We start from the raw sequence: 22,555 nt of genomic DNA, 5'->3' as shown, positions 1-22,555 counted from the left end.
GTTATTGTTTCGGATTCAGGTATTTGAGTTTGCCCCACTCCATGTTGGGCCGCTCGCCGAGCCACAGCTCGAGCTTGCCGCCGCGGATGAACTGTTCGTGGTCGAACTGGGCGTAGTCCCACGGCCGGCCGTTGAGTTCGGCGCGGCGGATGTAGCAGTTGTCGGCCGAATTGTCGTGCGTCGTGATGACGAACTCGCCCCCGGGGTAGTAGTCGGGGTTGAGCCGGATGGTCACCCGGTCGAAGATCGGCGAGGTGATGTCGTAATAGGGCACGTCGGATTCGGTTCCCGTGACGCTGAACAGGCCGACGGCCATCAGTGCGCTCACGCCGCCCATCTGGCCCTGATCCTCGTCGTGGCCGCCGTAACCTTTGTCGGGGGTGATGCCGCCGTAGGCGCGCTCCTTGACCTGGCGCACCCAGTACTGCGTGAGCCAGGGCTTGCCGCCGTAGGTGAACAGATGGGCGTTCGAACAGCCGGGCTGGTTGGCGTAGCTCACGTAACCGCCGCTGTAAGCGTAGACGAAGTCGAGGTCCCGGGCCTGTTCGAAGGCGTAGTTGAGTTTGTCGCAGAAAGCGTCGCCTCCGCCCATCAGTCCGACAAGCTTCGGCAGGTCGTGCGATACCGACCAGGTCCCCTGCCAGGCGTTGGCTTCGACCCAGCCCCGGCCGTCCAGCGGATCGAGGTGGAGCCATTCGCCGTCCCGCTTTTTGGGGAGGATCAACCCCTGTTCGGCATTGAACAGCGGCGTCCATCCGTGGGCGCGGCGTTCGAACTCCCGGGCGTCGGCCTTCTTGCCCAGACGCGCCGCCATGCGGCTCAGGCCCCAGTCCTGGAACGCCCATTCGAGCGTCTTGCCCGCGTTGCCGGGGCACCAGCCGTTGCGGATGTAGAATTTCAGGTCGTCGGCGCTCTCGTGGCTCATCATGCCGCCCGGCAGGTGGTTGCGTTTGATCGCGTCATAGGCGTGCAGCGGGTCGGTTTTCTTCATGATACCCTTCATATAGGCGCTTACCAGCATGCTGGTCGCCGGACATCCTGTCATGATGAACGAGTAGCCTCCCGCGCAGGCTCCGCGCGGCAGCAGGCCGCCGTTGTCGGCATACTGCACCAGACAGGCCGTGAAATCGTCCATGATCTCGGGCCATGCCAGCCCCCAGAGGACGTTGAGGTTCCACTGCGTGAGCCAGATGCCGTCGAAGCCGTACATGTTGAATTTCGGCGCGCCGTTCGCATCGAGTTCCACGCGGCGCAGTTTCATCGGGTCGGGCGTGCGTTTATCCACGTATTTCCCGCCCGTGTAGTCGGGATACCAGCCGTTCACGTCGTTGATCTTGTGACGTCCCAGCAGCACGTGCCACAGGTCGGTGTAGAATTTGATCCGCTGTGCCTCGCTGCCGCCTTCGACGGCCATGCGGCCCAGCATTTCGTTCCAGACGGCCTGCGTCTCGCCGCGTACGGCGTCGAAATCCCATCCGTCGAGCTCCGCTTTCAGGTTGCCCACGGCGTTTTCCAGACTCGTGTACGACATGCCGATTTTGAAGAGCACCTCGCCGGACTCCTTCAGATCGAAGTTGAGCACCATGCCCGCCTGATCGCCCGCGATGGCTTCCGCGCAAGGCATCACGCCCTTCTCGTTCCAGCCGTCGGCGCTCGTGAAGGGCCGGTTGCACTCCAGCACGAAGAATAGCGCGATGCTGTCGGGTCCGCCCCAGAAGCGGTCCGTCGTCGTCAGTTCGCCGAGGATCACCGTGTCGCTCATGCGGTAGAGTGTGGCCCGGTTCATCGAACAGTTGCCCAGCGTGCTGCCCACGTCCACGAGCAGTTTGCCCTGCTCGCCTTTCGTGTAGTTCACGCGGTAGAGCGCCGCGCGGTCCGTCGCCGTATATTCGACCCAGGCGTTGTAACGGTCGAGGTAAAGCCGGTGGTAACCCGGCTGGATGATCTCGCTCTCATGGCTGAAAGGCGATTTCCACCCGGTCATGCCCTGCATCGGGTCCACGTCGCCCGCGGCGGGCATGACGTTGGGCCCGGCAACCATCCAGTCGTTGACCTGTGTGAATCCCAGGATGTCGGGGAAGTTGTAGTTGTAACCGCCGCCGCCCTGGTTCTTGTTGCGGGTGAAGGCGTGCGCCGCCACCATGCCCATTGGGCGTGCCGCAGGGGTGCAGAAGAACCAGCGGCCGCGCGTGGTCTCGATCCAGGGATCGACCCACTCCACGTAGGAGGTCCGTTCGTCCCGGGCCGGGAAGACCTCGATCTCCGAGAGGCCGATGTTTTTGCCCGCGCCGTCGGTCGCTTCGAAGCGCATCCATTTCACCTTTCGGGGAGTGAACGTCACGCTCCGGGGGCTTCCGTCGTTGGGAATCCCCGTTACGCTGACTTCCGAACCGTCGCTGAAGCGGAGCGTGCCTCCGGCCAGATGCTCTTCGGGCGATACGCGGTCATAGAGCACTACGCGCTCGATGGTCACCTCCTCGTCCCATTCCAGTTGCGCCCACGGCATGTGCATCACGCCCCATGAGGCCACGGCCCCCTGGCAGGCCCATTCGCCGCGTCCGTCGTAGCGGATCACCCCGTCGTTCAGTCCTTCGGCGCCGTATTGCCCGCCCAGGGAGTCCGAAACGGTGGCATGCGCCTGCGGGGCGATGTTGTTCTGCGCCGCCCGGCCCGTCAGGGGACAGAGTGCCGCGAGGACCAGTATGCTGATTATCGTTTTCATCGATTTCGAATTATTTCGTTAATACCCGTCGTTCTGCGTGATCTTCTTGTTCAGCAGCCGCTCGTACTGCGGGATCGGGAAGAGCTTGTGCTTGCCGGCAACGTAGGCGGCGGGTTTGGCGCGCTTCACCTCGCCGGCGAAATCCGTCGAGAGGCGCACGAGGTCGAACCAGCGCGAACCTTCGAGCGCCAGTTCCCAGCGGCGCTCGTCGAGCACCGCCTTGCGGAATCCGGCGTAGTCGAGGTTCTTCAGATCGTGATCGCCCGAGCCGTTGTCCTGGAAGGCCCGGTCGCGGACCTTGTTGATGGCGTCGTAAGCCTCGGTCGTGGGACCGTCGTGCACTTCGTTCAGCGCCTCGGCGTAGATCAGCAGCAACTCCGAATAACGCATGTAGGGGTAGTTCTGGTCCGAGTTCTGGCCGTTGGGCTCCGCCTCGCGGTCCCAGAACTTGCAGAAATAATAGGGATACTTGGCGCTCTCCGCGAAGACGAGGGTCGATCCGTCGCTGTAGGTGAAGTCCTTCATGATCGTCGCGTCGCGCCGGGTGTCGCCCTCGGCGAACGACTTGTAGAGGTTCTCCGTCGGAACGATCCACGAATTGGCGTTCGAGGGGCCCTCGTTGCCGCCGGGACTGTTCTGGCGAATCTCCGCGGGCAGCAGCGAGACGTTGAACTGCGATTTCCAGAGGTCGTCGCCGCCGTAGTTGATCGACACGACCGATTCGATGCCGTGCTTTTTGCTGATGACGAAGTTGTCGGCGAAATCGGGGAAGAGGTCGTATTTCCCGGTTTTGATTACTTCATAGGCGTAGTCGGCGGCAGCCTGATAGTCGGCAGCGTCGTGCGTCCGGGTGGCCTTGATCAGGTATGCCTTTGCCATCACGGCGTTGGCCATCAGCACGTCGGCACGTCCGTAGCCGGACCGGTAGTTGTCCATCAGGTTGTCGATGGCGAACTGCAGGTCTTCGATCACCGTGCCGAGTACGGCGACTTGGTCCGTGCGCTCCACGCCGAACAGTTCGTCGACCGATTCGCTGGGCTTCAGCCGCAGCGGCATGTCGCCCCACATTTTGACCATTTCGGCATAGAGCAGGCCGCGCCAGAAGCGGGCCTCGCCCACCAGGTGATCGCGCTTGTCGGGGTCCATGTCGATGGCCGGAATCCGGTCGATGGCGATGTTGGCGGTGTTGATGGCCCGGTAGAAGGCGTACCACAGCGTTTTGACCTTGCCGTCGGTCTCCGGAAGACTGAAATTGTCGAAGTTGGCGTAGAGCCAGTTGTCGTGGAGGGCGTTGTCCGAGAAGAGGTCCTGCGACAGCCAGAAGTCGTTGTAGAAAACGCCTCCGTAGGGGGTGTTCGCATTGCCCGTGCCCTGCCACTGGCTGACCGAACCGATGCCCACCGTCTCGTAAATGGCGTTGACGGCGCCTTCGGCGTCCGACTCGGTGGTGTAGTAATTCTTGTCCGTCACGTTCGACAGGGGCACTTCGTCGAGAAACCCGCTGCAGGATGCGAGCCCCAGCGACAGGCCGAAAATCGTATGAATGAATCTGTTTTTCATTTTCGTAATCATTATTGGTCAGTAGCTTAGAAAGTCATCGAGACGCCCAGCGAATATTTCCGCGACGTGGGATAGAGGTTCTGGTCGATGCCGCCGCCGATCGAGGGGTCGTTGCCCGTGTATTTGGTGAAGGTGTAGAGGTTTTCGAACGACACGAACACATTGATGCTGGCGATACCGCGCAGGGACTTGCGGGGGATCGTGTAACCGATCGTCAGGTCGCGGATGCGCAGGTAGCTGCCGTCCTCGACCCAGCGGTCGGAGAAGCCCGACGAGTTGGACACGGCGTCGGCGCGGGGCAGTTTTCCGCCGGGGTTCTGCGGCGTCCAGCGGTCGAGTACCGTGGTGATGTTGTTGTACGAACCGTCCATCGACTCCAGTTCCTTGCGCGTGTAGTTGATTACGTCGTTGCCGTAGGTGCCCTCCAGGAAGAGGTTCAGGTTGAAGTTCTTGTACGAGAAGCTGTTGTTGAACCCGAACGAGAATTTCGGGGCGAGGTTGCCCAGGATGACCTCGTCGTTGAGGTCGATGATGCCGTCCTTTTTGATGTCTTGGTATTTCTGCTCGCCGGCCACCATCGGACGGTTGGGTAGCTGGGCCACCTGTGTCAGGTCCTCGTCCAACTGGGCGATGCCGTTGGTCTTGTAGCCCCAGATGTTGTTCAGCTTGTCGCCGACCACCATGCGGGTCACGCCCGTGCCGGCCGATTCGCCCTCGGCGATGTTGAGCTTCTCGATGCGGGTGACGTTGGTGTCGATGTTGAAGGTCGACGTCCAGTTGAAATGGCGCGTCGTCACGGGAACGCCCGTCACCGAGAACTCGAAACCGCGGTTGCTCAGGTCGCCCAGGTTGCGCATCGAGAACATGTAGCCCGAGTACATCGGCAGGTCGACTGCGTAGAGCAGGTCGGTGGTGTATTTGCGGTAGTAGTCGGCGGTGATGCTCAGCCGGTTGTCGAACAGGCCGATGTCGATGCCCGCGTCGAACTGCGAGGTCGACTCCCACGCCAGGTCGGCGTTGGGCAGCGTCAGCGGGGCCAGTCCGCCGCTGGCGACGCCGTCGCCGAAGGGCGGTTTCACCGAAACCAGCGTACCCTGCGACTGGTAGGGCGCGATGCCTGCATTGCCCACTACGCCGTAGCTCAGGCGCAGTTTGAGGTTCGAGACGCTCTTCATGTCCTTCATGAATTTCTCCTCCGAGATGCGCCATGCGAAGGCCCCCGAGGGGAAGAAGCCGTATTTGTGGTTGGCGCCGAATTTCGACGAGCCGTCCACGCGGCCGGTGAAGGTGAACAGGTAGCGGTTGTCGAATGAGTAGTGGATGCGGCTGATGTAGGAGAGCATCGCCCACTCGGAATCGGTCGTCTGGTTGAGCCAGACATCCTTGCCGACGCTCAGGTCGTGGTAGCCGAGGCGGTTGTCCTCGAAGTTCTTCACGCCCAGCCGGAAGACGGTCTGGGTGAATTTCTGGGCTGTCTGTCCGATCATGGCCGAGAGGTTGTGCTTGCCCCAGGTGTTCTTGTAGGTGAGGGTGTTCTCCCAAACCCACGTTTTGGTGTTGAACGTGGCGACGTTGCCTTTGCCGGGGCCGTCCACCGCCACCGCCAGGTCATTGGGCAGGAACATGCGGTCCATGCTGAAGATGTCGTCCACGCCGAACTGCGTGCGGAACACCAGCCGGTCGTCGCCCAGAAACTTCAGGTCGGTGTAGATGTTGCCCGTAAAGCGGTTCTGGCGGTTCTGCATATCGGCTTTGCGGGCCGTGGCGACGGGGTTGCCGCCGTAGACGCCCGTCGACGAGGAGAGGTTGTTGCGGAAGGTGTAGTTGCCTTCGGCGTCGTACACGGGCAGCGCCGGGTTCATGTCGTAGGCCATGGAGATCAGGCTCAACGACTGGTCGGCGTTTCCGTAACCCTCGGACTGCACCTGCGAGTAACCCATCGTGCTGCCGAAGCTGATGTACTTGTTGATCTCGGCCGCCACCTGCCCGCGGAACGTGTAACGGTTGAAATCGGTATTGATGAGGATGCCCTCCTGGTTGAAATAACCGGCCGAGAAGTTGTAGGTGACCTTCTTCGATCCGCCGCCGAAATTCACCTGATAGTTCTGTGTGATGGCCGTGCGGAAGATCTCGTCCAGCCAGTTGGTGCGCGTCACCACCGACTTGGGGTCCTGGAAATAGGCCGGAACGGACATGCCGGCATTCTCGTAAGCCTCTTTGCCCAGCTGTGCAAGTTGTGCGCCGTCGAGCATCGTGTAGGCCTGCTCGGGGGTTTGGAGCGAGAGGGTGGCGCTGAAACGCACCTCGCCGCGCTGTTCGCGGCCCTTCTTCGTCGTGACGAGGATGACGCCGTTGGCGCCGCGGGCTCCGTAAATGGCGGTCGCCGAGGCGTCCTTCAACACCTCGATCGACTCGATGTCATTGGTGCTGAGGCTCGACAGCGGATTGATGACCAGCCCTTGCCCCTCGGTCACCGATTCGCTGATCAGGGGCACGCCGTCGATCACGTAGAGCGGTTCGTTGGTGCCGTTGATCGAGCTCGTGCCGCGGATGCGGATCGACGCACCCCCCCCCGGCTGTCCGTCGTTCTGGCGTACCTGCACACCGGCTATCTGGCCGCGCAGGGCGTTGTCGAACGAGGCGATGGGTTTGTTTTCGAGCAGTTCCGATTTGATCGACGAGACGGCTCCCGTAAGGTCGGATTTCTTCATCGAGCCGTAGCCGATGGCGACGACCTCTTCGAGGGCGATCGCATCCTCCTGCAGCGTGACGTCGATCCGTGTGCGGCCTGCGACGGCGAGTTCCTGGGTTTTGCACCCGAAGAACGAATAGACCAGCACGGCCTTGTCCGACGATACGCGGATCGTGTAGCTGCCGTCGGCCGAGGTGACCGTACCGCGGTTGGTTCCCTTCTCCACGATGGAGGCTCCCGCAACGGGTTGTGCATTGCGGTCCGTGACTGCGCCCGAAACTTCGTACCGGCTCTGGGCCCGGACTCCGGAGACGCCCAGCAGCAGAAGGCAGACAAGGGCGGCGAAGTTCCGGATGGCCCGTCCTCTGCGGAAGTCAAGTTGTTTTTGTTTCATGGTCATTGCAAGTATTTGGTTAGTTTGTATCTCGTTCAAATGGATTCTGTTTGTCCGATGTGGTTGAGCGCGTAGACGTAGGCGCCGACGGAGACGGCACGGCTGGCTCCCAGCCGGCTGACGGTCACCCCGATCTGCTTGCCGGCGTCGTACAGTACGACCTTTTCCGATCCGTAGACCTTCAGCGGCCGTCCTCCGTTGGAGACGAACCGTCGGAGCGACGCCTCGTCGTCGAGGTTCAGCACTTCGGTCTGCATGCGACAGAAAGAGGTGCCGTTCATCATCTTCAGCGGACTGCGCATCTCTTCCAGCATCGCCGGAACGAAAAACTCCGCCGCGCCGGTCAGTCCGCCGCCGATGACGATGATGCCGTCGACGATGGTTGCGGCTGCGGCGAGCGTGTCGCCTGCCGCGCGTCCGAGCTCGGCGAAACTCTCCCGGGCCGCTGCGGCGTTCCCCGGGCGCATGCCTTTGGCGATGTCGTAGATATCTTTCGGAGTGAGGTCGGCCGTGTCGCCCGAACGCTCGGCGTAGACGCGTTTTACGGCCCGGATGCTGACGCTCTCCTCGATGATGTATTCGGGATGCTTGCCGTTGCGGAAACACCACACGTCGCCGCCCGAGGCGTTGTCGCCCAGCAGCAGCTCCCCGCCGATGACCACGCCGCAGCCGAATCCCGTTCCGAGCGTCACGCCCAGCAGGTTGCGGTAGCGTTTCTGCGATCCGGCGGCGGCCAGTTGTGCATTGACCCACGGAAGCGCCCCGACCATGGCCTCGCCGTAGGCGAAGAGGTTGCCGTCGTTGTTGATGAAGACCGGGATGCCGAATTTCATCTCGAGGAACGGCCCGAGGGCTACGCCGTCGCGGAACGACGGGAAGTTGGGCAGGTTGCCGCCGATAATCCCGTGGGGATAGTCGGCCGGTCCCGGGAATGCGAAGCTGATCGCCACGGGAGGTGTGTCGAGCCGGGAGATCACCTCGCGGAACCCTTCGACGAGGGTTCGCAGGCACAGGTCCAGGTCGTGGGAGTTCGAAGGCCGGCAAAGGGGCTCGGTGATGAACTCACAGCCCCGCATGGCCCCGAATACGAAGTTCGTACCGCCCGCGTCGAGCGTTACGACCGTTCTGTCATCGTGCTGATACATGGTTTTCGGTTTTTTCGGATCGGATCATCAGGCCGCAGCCCAGCAGGTAGAGTGCGAAGAGGGTGAGCACGGCCAGCGAACCGGCCTGCGAGCCCACGGCGTCGGTCAGCAAGCCCATCAGGGGCGGTACGACGGCACCGCCGAAGACGCCCGTTATCATCAGTCCCGAGATTTCGTTGGCCCGGGCGGGCATGTGTTTGAGCGCCTGGGAATAGATGACGGCGAAGATGCTCGAGAAGGCGAATCCCTCCGTTCCGAGGGCGATCAGGATGGCGTAGCGGCTGTGTGCGAAGTAGAGCGCACCCAGCACGGCGATTCCCAGCAGGATGTGGGAGAAGTAGTAGGTTCGGTCGGAGAGGCGGGTCAGCAGCAGCGTGCCGGTGAACGCTCCGATCACCCGGCAGAAAAAGTAGACGCTCGACCCGTAGCCAGCGCTTTCGAGGGGCATGCCGCACCGCTCGATCAGCAGTTTCGGGGCCAGTGTGTTCAGCCCGACGTCGATGCCCACGATGGCGACGATGCCGAGGAAGAGCAGCCGGATCTTCCGGTCGCGGAGCACTGAAAAAACCTCGCCCATCGACGACGAGCGTTCGGCCGGGGACTCTTCGATCGGGGTGGCCAGCAGCCACAGCGCCGAGATCAGCGACGCTCCGGCGAAGATCGGGAACATCCAGATCCAGTTGCCCAGCGTCGAGGCGGCGAAGGTGGCGATGAAGGGGCCGCTGAACGAGGAGACCGCTTTGATGACCTGTCCGGCGGTCAGCGAGCTGGAGAGGGCGCGTCCGTCGACGACGTTCGTCAGCAGGGGGTTGAGCGACACCTGCAGGATCGTGTTGCCGATGCCCAGCAGGGCGAAGGCGGCCAGACAGGCGGCGAACGAGTAATCCGCCAGCGGCGTGAGCATGCCGACGATCGTGATGACGTTGCCCACGATCACCATGCGGCGGCGGCCGATGCGGTTCATCCAGAAGGCCACCGGCACGGCCAGCAGCAGGAACCACAGGAAGACCATCGAGGGAATGAGTCCCGCGAGGCTTTCCGAGAGCGCGAAATGTTGCTGCACGTAGCTTGTCGCCACGCCTACCACGTCGCAGAAGCCCATGATGAAGAATCCGAAAAGCACGGGCAGCAGGCGGCTCAGGCTGTGTTTTTTATTCATGGTTCGGGTTTTGGGTTGGAATTCTGTTTACAGCTTGTAGGAGTCCTTCACGAAGGCTTTGACCATCAGCAGGTCGCCTCCCGACACGTTGTAGAGCGTGTAGGAGCCTGCGGCTGCCGGGATGATGAACGTTTCGAGGTAGTTGTAACGCTCCCTGCGTCCGTCGGTGGTCTCGACCTCGACGCCGGAGCCTTCGACGACCATCCAGACGTGGCAGCGGTTGCCGGTGTCGATCGTCAGGCTGTGCGCGTCGTGCAGGCGGTAGCGGTGCACGTCGTAGAAGTGGTCGGGATGTGTGGGCAGGTGCTCCTGCGTATAGCTTTCGTTGCGCTCCATGACGCTCGGTTTGCTGATGAGCGTCTCCGGAACCACCTTGCCGTTGCGTTCGAAGCGGACGTTGTTCAGCCCGTGCTCAATGTTGATCGGACGGGGGCGGCCGTCGATGTCGAGGCGCACCCAGTCGTACATTTTGAAGGTGAAGATATAGGGTGCGCTGCTGATCTCCAGTACGAGGTTGCCGGCGCCCGAGGCGTGGATCGTTCCGTTGGGGATGAGGAACAGCTCGTGTTTGCGGGCCGGGAAGCATTGTACGTATTGTTTGATGTCGAGCGCCTTTCCGGTGCGCTGGCTCTCTTCGAGCGCAGCGGTGAAGGGCGCTTTCTGTACGCCTTCCTGAAAACCCAGGTAGACGTGCGCGTCGTCTGTCGCGCGCAGGATATAATAGGTCTCGTCCTGCGTGTAGGGTTTGCCGAACCGCGAACGGATGTACTCCGGGCGCGGGTGGCATTGGATCGAGAGGTTGCCGCCGTCGATCGTGTCGAGGAAGTCGAAGCGGATCGGGAAATCCTCCTTGAAATCCTCGGCGCAATGTCCCAGCACCTCGCGGTAGCCGTACGACATCAGGAAACTGAACGACACTTCGAGCAGCGTGTCCTTATGTTTGAACATGACTCCGTTTTCGAGCGCCATCAGTTCATACGACCAGGCCATGTTCGGCGCTTCGCGGTTGAGACCCCGGATATGGTCGCGCAGGTAGGTGCCGCCCCACACGCCGGGTGCGAACCACGGGCGGACGCGGAAACTGCTGCGACACATGTGCCGCAGACCTTCGCGCAGGGCGTCGCCGCTCATGAACGTGTAGGCGTCGATGCGTTGCTCGTCGACGATCCAGTCGATGCGGGGGATCAGCGCGCCCTTGTAGGCGTCGAGAATCGGCCAGTCGATGAAATAGCAGCGCTTGTAGGACTCCCGGGCGTCCATGCGGCGCGTCGTGCCGACGTTGAAGGCCGCTCCCGCCGCCATGCGGAACTGGAGTTCGTTCTTGGGCAGGTCGACATACACGAGCGGGCCTTTCCACTCCGCCAGCGCGGCGCCGCAACCGTAAAGGAGGGTGATGTCGGCCTCGGCGTCAGGGCTGAGCTGCCGAAGCGCCGTGCGGTCGAAGAAGTCGATCAGCAGCAGGTCGGTCATGCGGCCGAAAATCGAATCCTCCTCGCCCATGAAGGGGGCGATCAGCGTGTCGATCTCCGTCTCGCTCTTCAGCGCACCGGCCACGGGAATGGCCGCCGCCTTCCGGCCCCGCGACTCGAGGGCGCGGACCAGCGATCCGATGAATTTTTCCCACAGGATGCCTTCGTAACCGTCGATGACGACGCTTTTTTCTGCGGCGATCCGCTCCGCGAGCACCTCGATGCGGCTGTATATCTCATCTCCGATCTCAAATGCCGGGTAGAGTTCGTATTCGCCCGCCGGTGTTTCGGCCGCCTGGACGGGAGCCAGGAAACTGTCTGATTTTCTATACATGGTATATCTTATATTGTTATATATGTTCATACATATTATTATTTGTGCAAATAAAGTAACATATTTTGTAAATACAAAATAGTTTGGCACTTTTTTTTGGCCCGGGGATGAAAAAAGTCGGAAGGAGGTCTCCTTCCGACGTGGAAAACAGCCTGAAACGACTGTCAAAGCTCTATTGTGCGGCTATCGCTCGGCCGTGATCGTGTAGGTGAAACTGTCGGCGCGGTAGTAGCCGATGTTATATTCGACGGGTACGCCTTTGATATCGTAGACAAAGCGGCGGCGGATCAGGATCGGGTCGTTCTCCGGAATGCGCAGCTTCGAAGCGACCCGTTTTCCGGCCAGCCGGGCCGAAATCTCCTCGACGGAGGTGTGTACGACGATGTCGTATTGTTTCTCGAGCAGTTCGTAGAGCGGCATGGCGAAGTTGTCGTCGCTGCTGATCGGAAATTTGGGGTTGAAATAGGAGATGAAGACCACGAACGGATATTCGGCGTGCCCCCTTACGCGTTCCAGCTTCAGGCAGAGCTCGTTTATACCCTCTCCCATGCCGAAGAACCGGCGGACGTTTTCATCGGGCTGTTCCATAGATATATGCAGCTCGTAGTTTTTGACTTGAATACCCAGCCGTTGCATCTCCTGCGAGAAGCTCAGCCAGTTTTTCACACCGCCCGTGATGGTTTTTTTGGCGACCCATGTGCCGTACCCTTTGCGACGGCAGAGCAGTCCTTCGAAGACCATCTTGTTGATGGCCTGGCGCAGTGTGTTACGCGAAATATTTAGGCTGCGTGCGAGTTCGATCTCGTTGGGCAGCAGTTTGCCGTTCTGGTATTCGGGAAGCACGATCATCTTTTTGATCGCCTCCTCCGCCAGCACGTGCAGCGGTTTGTTCACTTTCACTTCGGTCATAGCGTATGACATATTGAGGGTTATGTATGTATCCTATGACTGTTTTAGCGCTTCAAAGATTTCATTATGAGTGCTTTGCTCGGCTTTAGCCGCCGGAATCAATTTGTCGGGGTTGTAGAATATGTGCAAACATAGCACTTTTTTCTTTAAACAACAAATCGCATCCGATAAAAATTGCTGCCGGATCTGCCGAAAAAACGAGCAGTGCGCCATTTGGTTCGCTCAAATACAAGCGCGTGAAAAAATGGGTCCGGGAAAAGGTCTGGAAAGGTATCAAATATTATATTATCAGTCTGTTATATAAAATATACGGTCGCGGCGAATGCTCCGTGAGGGGCGAAAAAAGGCCGTTGGCGAAAGACTAATTTGCGCTGTATCACCGACCTGCATGGTTGAAGATGGTGCTAATTTTGTATCTTTGCATACAGTGACTAATTCTTCGCATTAAAATTTTAATTATGTATTCCCCAGATTCCGCTTTTACGGGGCGGCATCCGGTTGTCGGGGCATACCCGTCCGGGATGAATCGTGCCCGTAGTAACGAGCAATTCGACTTCGTGTTGTGTTTCTCGCAGCACATCTTCGATTACGAAAAGGCAGGGAAAAAAGGGTCGGCAGCAAATTACCGGGCATCGTTCCGGTTGTTGCTGAGTTACCTGAACGGGATGCGTCTGACGCCGAGACAGTTCACCGTTCGCTGGGTCGAGCGCTACGAGCGCTGGCTTCGGGCGCGCGGCGTCTCCGCGAACACCGTGATTTTCCACCTGCGCAACCTCCGGGCCGTCTACAACCGGGCCGTCAGGAAACGGCTTATTCCCGCTTCCCACGTCAACCCCTTCGGACAGCTGACCGTCAGGCAGACCGCGACCCGCAAACGGGCGCTGTCGCGTGCGAACCTCAAACGGATTGTCGACCTCGACCTCTCGTCGTATCACCCCAAATATGCTCTTGCGCGTGATATATTCCTGTTCAGCTTCTTCACCCGCGGCATGTCGTTCGTGGACATGTGTTACCTGCGCACGGGCAATATCCGCAACGGCGTGCTGACTTATGTGCGCCACAAGACGGGTCAGACGTTGCTGATGAGCATCGAGCCGCAGTTGCAGCGGCTCATCGACCGTTATCGCAATGCGTCGCCTTACATTCTTCCGATCCTGGCAAAAGACGACAGCTATACGAATTACCGCCAGCAGCAGCGCGAGCTGAACAAATTCATCCGAAAGATCGGAGTCCTGTTAAATCTCCCGGAACCGCTGACATTCTATGTCGCACGCCATTCATGGGCCACTCTGGCCCGTGACTGCGGCACACCGCTCACGGTGATCAGCGCCGGGATGGGACATACGTCCGAGAGGACGACGCGCATCTACCTCACGCAGCTCGATCACAATATCATCGACCGGGCGAATCGCAAAATCATCGATCTGTAAAAAAGCCGGTTCTGTAAACCGTTCGGATTTTTCGGATGGAGAGAAAGGAACAGGACAATAAAAAAATTCAAGACCCATTATTACCAATAATGTATCTTGAAGCCCTAATGAATTGTATTATAGACATTTTGAACTATGGGCAAAAGTAGGGTTAATTATAAATATAACCAAATATTTTACGGTAAAAAATTGCGTTGTATGGCGTAATGCGTTTGCTGTCAATCGTTTAAATTTTATTTTCATCCAATCTGCTCCGGACTGATCGAAATTGTCCGGACCGGCTCTGTTTTGTCGTTGCCGAAGTGTCCGAATAGCGTATCTGCTATCTGGTAATCAGACACATACCTGTAATAAGACCCATTATTGGTAATAATGGGTCTCGGAAATTGCGCGTAAAATGTTGTTATTAAATCAGTTGTAGGTTTATGTTGTCTGTAAGAATACTCTGGGCGGTGAAAATCCTGCTCGTGCTGCGGAAGGCTTCCGTTGCCGGGACCCCTCTGATGAAGGGCCGCGAGTTGCAGGCCGCCTGCATCGGGCCGGGAGCGGACAGCTACCTGTACCGCCGGACGCTGCGGAAGCTGGTTGCAAAGACCGATTATGTGACTTGTGTCTTCCAGTCGGGAAAAACCTCCTACAGTTGGAATCCCGATTCCAATCCGACGCTCTACGATCTGGCCGTCCGGTTGGAGGGCGATCTGCACGAAGCCTCCAACATCTTCTGGTCCTACGAGAATATCCTCACCATGCAGCCTTTGCGGAAGGTATGCATGGATTTCGACCGCCTCATGCAAAGTTATTTGTCCGAAATACAAATCGAAGAATTGGAGTCGCTTGCCTTGTCGCGGCAGAGCCGGTTCCAACTGTCGCATCCGGAGATTCCGGGCGGCGGGATCACCGGGACGGGACCGCTCTGACCTGCCGAAACCGAACGTAAAACAATCAAATCATTACAAAACATTCGAACATGAAACATTTTTGGCTTTTTGCTCTCCTCTTGCTTTCCGGCCTCGCTGTGCAGGCGCAGGAAAAAGAAAACCGCGATGCGCAGGGCCGCATCGTGCGTGGTCCCTATGAAACCAACCGGTTCTTCGACAATATCTTCGTCGGTGTCGCCGGCGGTGTAAACCTCTATTTCGGAGAGAACGATTCGGAGGGTAAATTCGGCAAACGGCTGGCCCCGGCGCTGGACATCCACGCCGGAAAATGGTTCACCCCCTCGGTCGGCGCCCGCGTCGGATATGCCGGGTTGCAGGCCAAAGGCTGGACCACTGCCAATTCGATCTACGCCAGGGGCGCCGACGGCAATCTGTTCAAAGAGAAATTCGGCGTGATGTACCTCCACGCCGACGCCATGTGGAACCTTTCGAACGCCCTGAGCGGCTACCGCAAGGACCGCACCTGGAATTTCGTGCCTTACGCCGGTGTCGGCTGGGCGCGCTCCTACGGCAACGACACCCACGACAACGAGATCGGTTTCGACATCGGCCTGCTGAACGTCGTGCGGCTCTGCAAGTCGCTCGACCTGACGATCGAGGCCCGCTGCCTGCTCGTCAACCAGCGTTTCGACGGCGTGAGCGGCGGACGCCTCGGCGAAGGCATGCTCTCCGTCACGGCGGGTCTGGCTTACAAGTTCAACCGCCGCGGTTTCAAGCGTGCTTCGAACGTGCAGCCGATCGACATTACGCCCTATCTCAACCGGATTCGGGGACTCGAGGAGAACAATTCCGAACTCGCCTCGAAAAACTCCGTGCTGAACGACGAGAATGAAAAACTGCGCAACGCGCCCGCCAAGGTCGTTGTCGAGCAGAAGGTCTCCGCATCGCCCGTGGTGCTGTTCTTCAAAATCGGCAAGGCGACGCTCGACAGCAAGGAGCTCACCAATCTCGAATTCTATGTCAAAAACGCCATTAAGGCCGACAAGGACAAGACCTTCACGCTGATCGGTTCGGCCGACAAGGCGACGGGCAGCCGCGAGCTGAACCGGCGCCTCAGCGAGCAGCGGATGGAGTATGTCTACAACCTGCTGAAGAACAAATACGGCGTTGCTCCCGACCGCCTTGTCAAAAAGGCCGAGGGTGACACCAACAACCGCTTTGCGGAGCCCGAGCTGAACCGTGCCGTGATCGTAGAATAATGGTTGCCGGCCATGTTCCCCGTATGTCCCGAACCGCAATATCTGCCATGGGCGAAACTCCCCGGTCCGCTTCGGCGCCGTACTACCTGCTGGCCTATCTCGGGGAGGAACGGCTCTGCGTGTACGCTCCCGATTCGCTCGGAGCGTGGGTGGGCCGGTCGCTTCCCGAAGCCGAGGAGCTGCGGATCGAAGCGGAACTGCACCGCCTTCGCCGCTCCGGACGCCGGGTGGCCGTCCTGGAGGTCTGCCTTTTCGCCGACGGGGAACGGCTGTGTGTACGGGTGCTCTGCGTCGCAGGATAGCGGCGGGATTGATGTAACTGATTTAAACACAATAAAAAGACTATGAAAAAGCATTTGATTTATGAAGCTCCGGACCTGTACGTCATGTCCGTGTGCGTGGAGAAAGGATTCGCTGCAAGCAGCGATATCGAGCCGGGAACCGGCGGCGGAGAGCTGGGCGACAACTCCCGTTCGTTCGACGATTTCGAATAACCAACGACAAAACGAAAAACGCCTTATGAAAAAATTATTCGCCATTGCCCTTTTTGCCGCAGTCGGCATGAGCGCATGCAGCAAGGACAGCGATGTGACCTCGCCCGAAGATACGAAGACGTATGTGCAGGTCACCATTCCCGAGGAGATGGTCTCGGCGCAGACCCGCACCTCCATCGACGGCAACACGACCAACTGGGTGGAGGGCGACCGGGTCGCCGTGCTCCTCTACGACGGCTCCGTGACGCGGACCTGCCTCTTTACGGCTGACAAGTCGGGCGCGACCACCACGTTCTCGGGCGACGTGCCCGTCGGTTCCTACACCCTGGCTGCGGCCTACTACCCGTACGACTGCAGCGCATCGTTCGATGCCGTGAACAAGACGTTCAAACACACGTGGGGCGATGCCTACTGCACGTCGAACCTCGCCGACTACGATTTTATGTACACGAACATCTGGGAGGAGCCCTTCAGCGTCGATGAGACCTCGACCGTGCTGCCCGTCAACTTCACGTTCAAACCGCTGATGGCGCGCATCAAAATCACGCTCGGACTGGGGGCCAACGAGACGCCCAGGAAGATCATGCTGGAGACCGACGCCAACGTCCTGCCGACGGCGGGTACGATCGACGCCCTGGGAAACTTCACGGCCTCGTCCGTCACCAATGCGATCACCATTCCCACCGGACAGAAAGAGTTCGTGATCGGCCTGCTCCCGGTCGGCATCCACTCGACGCTGACCGTGAAGGTCATGACCGCCGACGGCCTGACCTATTCGGACAAGTCGCTGACCCTGGCCGGCCTGAAGCGTAACCACCACTACACGATGAGCGTTCCCTGCAACAGGAAGACCGTTACGATCGCTGTTCCCGACGCCATCGACAGCAAATACGGCTCCGACACCTGGAAGGACAACGGGTTTTACTATGTCGATCCGCAGTACGATCCCGACGGACTTTTCGACGGCTGGTATTTCTACCGCGCCGAGATCAAAAGCGACAAGAACGGCGACGACAAACTTAAAAAGAACCGTATCCAGCTGCAGGTTCCGGCCGGGACGAATAACAGCAACAACGGTGCGTTCGTGACGGCTCCGATCCAGTGCGACGGCCAGAAGACCGTGCGGATCTCGTTCGAGGCAGCTACCAACCGGGCGCTGGTGAACATCAAATACCGCATCGGCGTCACGGGCAACGGCCCGATCACCGAGGCGTGGCTCCGCGACCGCAACAACATCATCAGTGGCAACGACAACGAGTGCCGGTCCGGTACGCAGACCCATACGTTCACGGTTTCGAACGGGCAGCGGATCATGGTCAAGATCCTGAGCACCGCGGGTTCCTACCACGTCGAGTTCGCCGACTTCACCTATACGATCGAGTAATTCCGGCGAAGAAAACCTGCATATATCGGGACGGAGACAACGCCGTCCCGATATGTCTATAAAGTAGATACCCGATGAAAGCAGTTTACATACAGCCGCAGCTGGAGGTGTTCGCGGTTGCGGCGGAGGCGGGGTTCGCCATCTCCCAGCCGCACGGCGGAGAGCTGGGGCCCGATTCGCCGGACTTTGCGGACGATGAGTACTAACGCCCATTCAGAACAGACGCTATGAAATACAGAACTATTTTCCGGCTGCCGGCGCTTGCGCTCCTGCTGGCCGGGTGCGGAACCGATCTGACGGAGACGGCCTGTGATCCCGGCGACCCCGGGAGCGGGGGCGGTGCCGTCGCCTGCCGTTTTTCGATCGACAACGACGGCGAGGCGGACGCTCCGCCCGAGACCCGCACGGCCTACGGGCCCCTGCGCAACGGCGGTTATCCGATCTACTGGCGCAACGGCGACCGGGTGGAGATCATCTGTCCCCAGACGACCCCGCAGCGGGCGGCAGTTACGGTCAGCGTCTCCGGCGCGACGGAGAGCGAGGCGGACCTCGGCAATACGGGCATGGCGTGGGGCAGCGACGAACGTTATAATTTCTATGCGTTCTATCCGGCTGCGGCCGTCAGGGCCAACAGCGGGTCGATCATCCTGACCGCCGTCCCCTCCGTGCAGACCTGCAACAACGGCGAATGCAACATGCAGCTGGCCTATATGGCCGCCTGCAGCGAGGGTGTGGAACGCGGTGCCGAGGTGCCTTTCGCGTTTCGGCCGCTGATGACCACGGTCACGATTCAGACGGGCTTTTCCGAGGCCGTCGAGGTGCAGAAACTCGTGCTGTCGAGCGACGACCCCGTGGCAGGGGCGTTCACCTACGATGTCGCTACGGGTGTCTGCACGACCGATCCGGACAAAACCTCCCGGGTGCTGGCCGTGCACCTGACGACCGGAGCGGTCCCGTACATCCGTCTCGATGCGGGTTCGAAGATCATCGTGACGGCTTTCATGCTGCCGCAGGATATCCGCGGGCTGACCCTCTCGGCCGTTACGACCGAGGGCAAGACCTACGAGTATACGACTGCCGCGACCCTGCGGGCGGGTCACCGCTATACCTTTACGGTCGGCGATATGCCGACCCAGGCGCAGCGGATCGGCGGGGACTATTCCGACTGGATGGCCGGCGTGCCCGACAACGCCTATCTCTCGCAGGTCTCCATTCCGGGCTCGCACGATGCCTGCACGATCTTCGGATCGCATTACGAATATACGGGCGGCAAACCGGGCGAGCGTTTCCATTTCAAATGGCTGCAAAACGTGGTGTTCGGATACATGAACATCACCAAGATGATTAAGGCGCAGGAGCTTTCCCTCGAGGACCAGCTTGCAGCCGGGGTCCGTATGTTCGACGTGCGTCCTTCGGCGTCGGGCTCTTCGGTTCAGGACCTCCCGATCCAGCACGGCATCGCTCCGCTGGGCGACCCGTCGCTCGGCGGTTACGTGCCCGGCGGGACCGACCGGCAGGAGCTCTCGCCCTTTATGCTTTCGCAGGTGCTCGACCGCTTCGTGCGCTTTCTCGAAGCGCATCCCGGTGAGACGGTGCTGGTGCACCTGAAATACGAGAACACCAGCGGCACCGGCAAAACGGGGTGGGACAGGAGCGTCGTCAGCCTGGTCCGTTCGCACTGCGAGGGGCGCATCGCCGATTTCCATCCCCGCATGACGCTGGCCGATGCCCGGGGCAAGATTCTCTTCGTCATCCGCGAGGACTACAAATCGTCCAACGACGGGCAGTATTTGGGCGCTTACCTGAACTGGACGCACGACAAGGTGGTCTTCGACACGACGCTCTCGGGCAACGGCGTCGGGCAGGCCCCGATCCGGGTGAACGACCTCTACAACATCAAAAACGGCTCCTCGGACGGCAAAACCAAGTATGCGGCCATCGAGGAGTGCATCGATTACACTTACAACACGACGGACGTTACCCGCTGGTGTATGAATTATGTGAGTTGTTACGATACGGCCCACTGCTCGGTCTCGGGCATCAGCATCTTCGGTGCCGTCGGCGACTACGACTATTGCGCCAACCTCTACAACCGTTACACGGCGGACCGGCTCAACCGGTACGATTTCCGCGGGAACGTCGGCATCGTGCTGATGGACTTCGCCGGGGCGTCTCACGCGACGATGACCTACGGGCAGACCTGGTCGGAGATGGCAGTTTACGGTGACGATCTGGTCCGTGCCGTCATCGGGAACAACAACAAGTGGCCGATCCGCTGCAACGAATGAGCTGCGATTGGCGCAAAAGAAAAAGCCTTGCATATCCGCTATGCAAGGCTTTCTTCGTAGAACGGCGCAATGATTTTTATGCCTCTTCGAGCCGAAACCGAGATTTGAACTCGGGACCCCTTCATTACGAGTGAAGTGCTCTACCGCTGAGCTATTTCGGCCTTCCGGGAACACTGAGGTTCCCTTTGGGACTGCAAATATCTGAAAAAAATATTTTTCTCGCAACAATTTTACGAAAATTCTCTCTTTTCTTGCTATATTCGCGTCAAAACTGACCCGAACCTGTGTTATGACTACTTTTCTGGTGTGCCTTGCGCTGTTGGTGGCAGCCTATTTTACCTATGGACGTTATCTGGAAAGGCTTGTCGGAATCAATCCGGAGGCCGAGACTCCCTGCAGCCGGCTCTACGACGGTGTGGACTACGTGCCCCTGCCGCGTTGGCGCATCTTTCTGATTCAGTTGTTGAACATTGCGGGCCTCGGTCCGATCTTCGGCGCGGTGCTCGGCGCCGCCTACGGACCCGTGGCATTTCTGTGGATCACCTTCGGAGGTATCTTCATGGGGGCGGCGCACGATTTCATCGCCGGGGTCATCTCGCTCCGCCACGACGGTGCGAGCCTGCCCGAAACCGCCGGCAAGTACCTCGGCAACGGCATGAAAGTCGTCATGCGCCTCTTCTCCGCGGGGCTGATGATCCTCGTGGGGGCCGTGTTCCTCTCGCAGCCCGCGTCGCTCATCGCCAACCGGCTCGACGTTCCGGCGCTCGAAGGCATTGCGTTCGGGAATTTCTCGTGGCTGCTGCTCATTATCCTGGGCGTCATCCTGATCTATTACATCGCCGCCACGCTGCTGCCCGTGGACAAGATCATCGGCCGCATCTACCCCGTTTTCGGATTCGCGCTGCTCTTTATGGCCGTCGGTATCCTCGTGGTGCTGCTTTTCGGCGGTGAATATACCATCCCCGAATTCACCTCTTTTGAGAATTGCATCGCCGACGCGAAAGAGTTCCCGATCGTCCCGATGCTCTTCACGACCATCGCCTGCGGGGCCATTTCGGGTTTTCACGCCACGCAGTCGCCGCTGATGGCCCGCTGCATGCGCAGCGAAAGCGAAAGCCGTTCGGTTTTCTACGGCGCCATGATCTCCGAGTCGATCATCGCCCTCGTCTGGGCTGCCATCGCCATGGCTTTCTGGGGCAATGTCGGGGGACTGAACGACGCCATTGCCGAATACGGCGGGCAGGCCGCCGTGCTGGTCGACGTGATCGCCAACAAGACGCTGGGCCCGGTGCTCGCGGCTTTTGTCATTTTCGGCGTCGTGGCCTGCGCCATCACCTCGGGCGACACGGCCTTCCGTTCGGCGCGGCTGATCGTCGCCGATTTCATGGGGGTAGAACAGCGTTCGCTGCGCAAGCGTATCTACATCTGCATCCCGCTGTTCGCACTGGGACTGCTCATTATCTTCGGCCTGCCGTTCCAGACCATGTGGAGCTATTTCGCGTGGATGAACCAGACCCTCGCGGCCGTGACGCTCTGGATGATCGTCGTCTACCTGCGCCGTCGCGGGCGCACCGTCTGGCCGGGACTGATTCCGGCGCTTGTCATGACCTATGTCTGCGCCAGCTATATTTTCGTCTCGCCGCTGATGCTCGGCATGCAGAACCGCACGGCGGCCTACCTGCTGGGCGGTGCGGTGACGCTGGCGGTCCTTGTCGCAATGATCTTCAAACTCAGAAACAACGATGCAAAAAGCTTCACTTAATCCCACGCCCGACCAGACTTTCGAGGTGATCGGCGAGGGCCCCTATAATTTTGTCAAAATCCTCTCCCGAAGCCGCGAAATGCAGGCCGCCGGCCATGTCCGGGAGGCCTGTAACGAGCGTTTCCAGGCATACCATCGCCTTGCGGAACTGATTCCCGAGGACGAGGAGGTCAACCTCGAGTGGAACCACCGCAATTCGCGCGCTGCGCTGGAGCTGATCCATGCCTCGGCCATCGACCACTTCCTGCTCAACGATTTCGAACTCTCGGCGGCGTTGTTGGAGAGGCTGCTGGAGCTCGATCCCGAGGATCATCTCGAAGGGAGCGAACTGCTGGCTTTCGACTATCAGGCCATGGATGAGCAGGAGTTGTTCGACGAAGTGATCAACGACGTTTCGGACAAATATCCCGGCCGCCAGTTGCTATTGCTGTGGTCGGCCTACCGCCGCGACGGCAAACTGCCTGAAGGGGAGTTGCAGCGTTTCCGCACGCGCTTCGCTCCGTGGTTCGCCGAATTTACGGCCGACGAACATCCTGCCGACGAAAGCTATCTGAGTGACATCGGGGGCGAGCACCCCTCGCTCGGGGCGCAGGCCCGCGAACTGTGGCTTCAAACCGAGAATCTCTGGGTCCTCTGGCCGGGATTCATCGACGCCCTGCGCGCCGCCCGGTAAGAT

Annotated in this window: 17 protein-coding genes and 1 tRNA gene; 10 read left to right on the top strand and 8 right to left on the bottom strand. The window is 59.7% G+C overall.

What is annotated here, in order from left to right; genetic code table 11:
- Position 1: 1 nt before the first annotated feature.
- The 7 genes from BLU78_RS05025 to BLU78_RS04995 form a co-directional block, all read right to left on the bottom strand.
- Complete coding sequence (locus BLU78_RS05025; RefSeq protein WP_010261424.1) at positions 2 to 2,722, bottom strand: GH92 family glycosyl hydrolase; 2,721 nt, start codon at positions 2,720 to 2,722, stop codon at positions 2 to 4.
- Between the two features lie 18 nt (positions 2,723 to 2,740).
- Positions 2,741 to 4,282 carry a RagB/SusD family nutrient uptake outer membrane protein gene (locus BLU78_RS05020; protein WP_010261419.1) on the bottom strand — a complete coding sequence of 514 codons (1,542 nt, stop codon included), beginning with the start codon at positions 4,280 to 4,282 and terminating at the stop codon, positions 2,741 to 2,743.
- Positions 4,283 to 4,308: 26 nt separating this feature from the next.
- Positions 4,309 to 7,368 (bottom strand): SusC/RagA family TonB-linked outer membrane protein, encoded by a 3,060-nt coding sequence (locus tag BLU78_RS05015; RefSeq protein ID WP_074712033.1) that lies wholly within the window; start codon positions 7,366 to 7,368, stop codon positions 4,309 to 4,311.
- A gap of 35 nt (positions 7,369 to 7,403) precedes the next feature.
- Positions 7,404 to 8,513 carry an ROK family protein gene (locus BLU78_RS05010; RefSeq protein ID WP_010261412.1) on the bottom strand — a complete coding sequence of 370 codons (1,110 nt, stop codon included), beginning with the start codon at positions 8,511 to 8,513 and terminating at the stop codon, positions 7,404 to 7,406.
- The gene (locus BLU78_RS05005) at positions 8,497 to 9,672 is read right to left on the bottom strand and encodes an MFS transporter (protein WP_010261409.1); all 1,176 of its coding nucleotides are present in this window, start codon (positions 9,670 to 9,672) and stop codon (positions 8,497 to 8,499) included. The genes BLU78_RS05010 and BLU78_RS05005 overlap by 17 nt, the downstream gene beginning before the upstream one ends.
- Positions 9,673 to 9,699: 27 nt before the next feature.
- Complete coding sequence (locus BLU78_RS05000) at positions 9,700 to 11,475, bottom strand: class I mannose-6-phosphate isomerase (RefSeq protein ID WP_010261407.1); 1,776 nt, start codon at positions 11,473 to 11,475, stop codon at positions 9,700 to 9,702.
- Positions 11,476 to 11,658: 183 nt separating this feature from the next.
- On the bottom strand, positions 11,659 to 12,384 hold the full coding sequence (locus BLU78_RS04995) for a GntR family transcriptional regulator (RefSeq protein ID WP_010261405.1): 726 nt from the start codon (positions 12,382 to 12,384) through the stop codon (positions 11,659 to 11,661).
- A gap of 521 nt (positions 12,385 to 12,905) precedes the next feature.
- On the opposite strand from BLU78_RS04995, the gene BLU78_RS04985 reads away from it, so the two are divergent.
- The 8 genes from BLU78_RS04985 (at position 12,906) to BLU78_RS04960 (ending at position 20,117) form a co-directional block, all read left to right on the top strand.
- A complete protein-coding gene (locus BLU78_RS04985) occupies positions 12,906 to 13,814 on the top strand; it encodes a tyrosine-type recombinase/integrase (protein ID WP_143029362.1) in 909 nt (302 codons plus the stop codon).
- Positions 13,815 to 14,239: 425 nt separating this feature from the next.
- On the top strand, positions 14,240 to 14,731 hold the full coding sequence (locus BLU78_RS04980) for a hypothetical protein (RefSeq protein ID WP_044106342.1): 492 nt from the start codon (positions 14,240 to 14,242) through the stop codon (positions 14,729 to 14,731).
- Between the two features lie 50 nt (positions 14,732 to 14,781).
- Positions 14,782 to 15,951: an OmpA family protein gene (locus BLU78_RS04975; protein WP_010261397.1), complete on the top strand. Its 1,170-nt coding sequence runs from the start codon at positions 14,782 to 14,784 to the stop codon at positions 15,949 to 15,951.
- Between the two features lie 47 nt (positions 15,952 to 15,998).
- Positions 15,999 to 16,253, top strand: coding sequence for a hypothetical protein (locus BLU78_RS04970; RefSeq protein ID WP_010261394.1), 255 nt, complete (start codon positions 15,999 to 16,001; stop codon positions 16,251 to 16,253).
- 42 nt (positions 16,254 to 16,295) lie between these two features.
- Positions 16,296 to 16,445, top strand: coding sequence for a hypothetical protein (locus BLU78_RS14095; protein ID WP_176791122.1), 150 nt, complete (start codon positions 16,296 to 16,298; stop codon positions 16,443 to 16,445).
- 25 nt (positions 16,446 to 16,470) lie between these two features.
- Positions 16,471 to 17,829, top strand: coding sequence for a fimbrillin family protein (locus BLU78_RS04965; RefSeq protein ID WP_010261391.1), 1,359 nt, complete (start codon positions 16,471 to 16,473; stop codon positions 17,827 to 17,829).
- Between the two features lie 74 nt (positions 17,830 to 17,903).
- Positions 17,904 to 18,035, top strand: a complete 132-nt coding sequence (locus tag BLU78_RS14285; protein WP_010261389.1) for a hypothetical protein — start codon at positions 17,904 to 17,906, stop codon at positions 18,033 to 18,035.
- A gap of 21 nt (positions 18,036 to 18,056) precedes the next feature.
- Entirely contained in the window at positions 18,057 to 20,117 is a 2,061-nt protein-coding gene (locus tag BLU78_RS04960) for a fimbrillin family protein (RefSeq protein WP_010261386.1), read from the top strand.
- Positions 20,118 to 20,206: 89 nt separating this feature from the next.
- Here BLU78_RS04960 and BLU78_RS04955 read toward each other — a convergent pair.
- Positions 20,207 to 20,278: transfer RNA gene (locus tag BLU78_RS04955), tRNA-Thr, on the bottom strand.
- Positions 20,279 to 20,406: 128 nt separating this feature from the next.
- Here BLU78_RS04955 and BLU78_RS04950 point away from each other — a divergent pair.
- Both BLU78_RS04950 and BLU78_RS04945 read left to right on the top strand, forming a co-directional pair.
- Entirely contained in the window at positions 20,407 to 21,879 is a 1,473-nt protein-coding gene (locus tag BLU78_RS04950) for a carbon starvation CstA family protein (RefSeq protein WP_074712021.1), read from the top strand.
- On the top strand, positions 21,860 to 22,552 hold the full coding sequence (locus BLU78_RS04945) for a hypothetical protein (protein ID WP_010261380.1): 693 nt from the start codon (positions 21,860 to 21,862) through the stop codon (positions 22,550 to 22,552). The genes BLU78_RS04950 and BLU78_RS04945 overlap by 20 nt, the downstream gene beginning before the upstream one ends.
- Positions 22,553 to 22,555 lie beyond the last annotated feature (3 nt).

Source organism: Alistipes timonensis JC136, from assembly GCF_900107675.1.
Lineage (GTDB): Bacteria > Bacteroidota > Bacteroidia > Bacteroidales > Rikenellaceae > Alistipes > Alistipes timonensis.
The sequence above is the reverse complement of the archived record's forward strand: the minus strand, read 5'-3'. Positions and strand labels throughout refer to the sequence as shown.

Coding starts and splice junctions, on each gene's coding strand:
- BLU78_RS05020 (WP_010261419.1), bottom strand. CDS start 4,282: ATGAAAAACAGATTCATTCATACGATTTTCGGCCTGTCGCTGGGGCTC.
- BLU78_RS04970 (WP_010261394.1), top strand. CDS start 15,999: ATGGGCGAAACTCCCCGGTCCGCTTCGGCGCCGTACTACCTGCTGGCC.
- BLU78_RS04945 (WP_010261380.1), top strand. CDS start 21,860: ATGCAAAAAGCTTCACTTAATCCCACGCCCGACCAGACTTTCGAGGTG.
- BLU78_RS04975 (WP_010261397.1), top strand. CDS start 14,782: ATGAAACATTTTTGGCTTTTTGCTCTCCTCTTGCTTTCCGGCCTCGCT.
- BLU78_RS04950 (WP_074712021.1), top strand. CDS start 20,407: ATGACTACTTTTCTGGTGTGCCTTGCGCTGTTGGTGGCAGCCTATTTT.
- BLU78_RS05005 (WP_010261409.1), bottom strand. CDS start 9,672: ATGAATAAAAAACACAGCCTGAGCCGCCTGCTGCCCGTGCTTTTCGGA.
- BLU78_RS04960 (WP_010261386.1), top strand. CDS start 18,057: ATGAAATACAGAACTATTTTCCGGCTGCCGGCGCTTGCGCTCCTGCTG.
- BLU78_RS04995 (WP_010261405.1), bottom strand. CDS start 12,384: ATGACCGAAGTGAAAGTGAACAAACCGCTGCACGTGCTGGCGGAGGAG.
- BLU78_RS04980 (WP_044106342.1), top strand. CDS start 14,240: ATGTTGTCTGTAAGAATACTCTGGGCGGTGAAAATCCTGCTCGTGCTG.
- BLU78_RS05000 (WP_010261407.1), bottom strand. CDS start 11,475: ATGTATAGAAAATCAGACAGTTTCCTGGCTCCCGTCCAGGCGGCCGAA.
- BLU78_RS04985 (WP_143029362.1), top strand. CDS start 12,906: ATGAATCGTGCCCGTAGTAACGAGCAATTCGACTTCGTGTTGTGTTTC.
- BLU78_RS05015 (WP_074712033.1), bottom strand. CDS start 7,368: ATGAAACAAAAACAACTTGACTTCCGCAGAGGACGGGCCATCCGGAAC.
- BLU78_RS05010 (WP_010261412.1), bottom strand. CDS start 8,513: ATGTATCAGCACGATGACAGAACGGTCGTAACGCTCGACGCGGGCGGT.
- BLU78_RS04965 (WP_010261391.1), top strand. CDS start 16,471: ATGAAAAAATTATTCGCCATTGCCCTTTTTGCCGCAGTCGGCATGAGC.
- BLU78_RS05025 (WP_010261424.1), bottom strand. CDS start 2,722: ATGAAAACGATAATCAGCATACTGGTCCTCGCGGCACTCTGTCCCCTG.
- BLU78_RS14095 (WP_176791122.1), top strand. CDS start 16,296: ATGAAAAAGCATTTGATTTATGAAGCTCCGGACCTGTACGTCATGTCC.
- BLU78_RS14285 (WP_010261389.1), top strand. CDS start 17,904: ATGAAAGCAGTTTACATACAGCCGCAGCTGGAGGTGTTCGCGGTTGCG.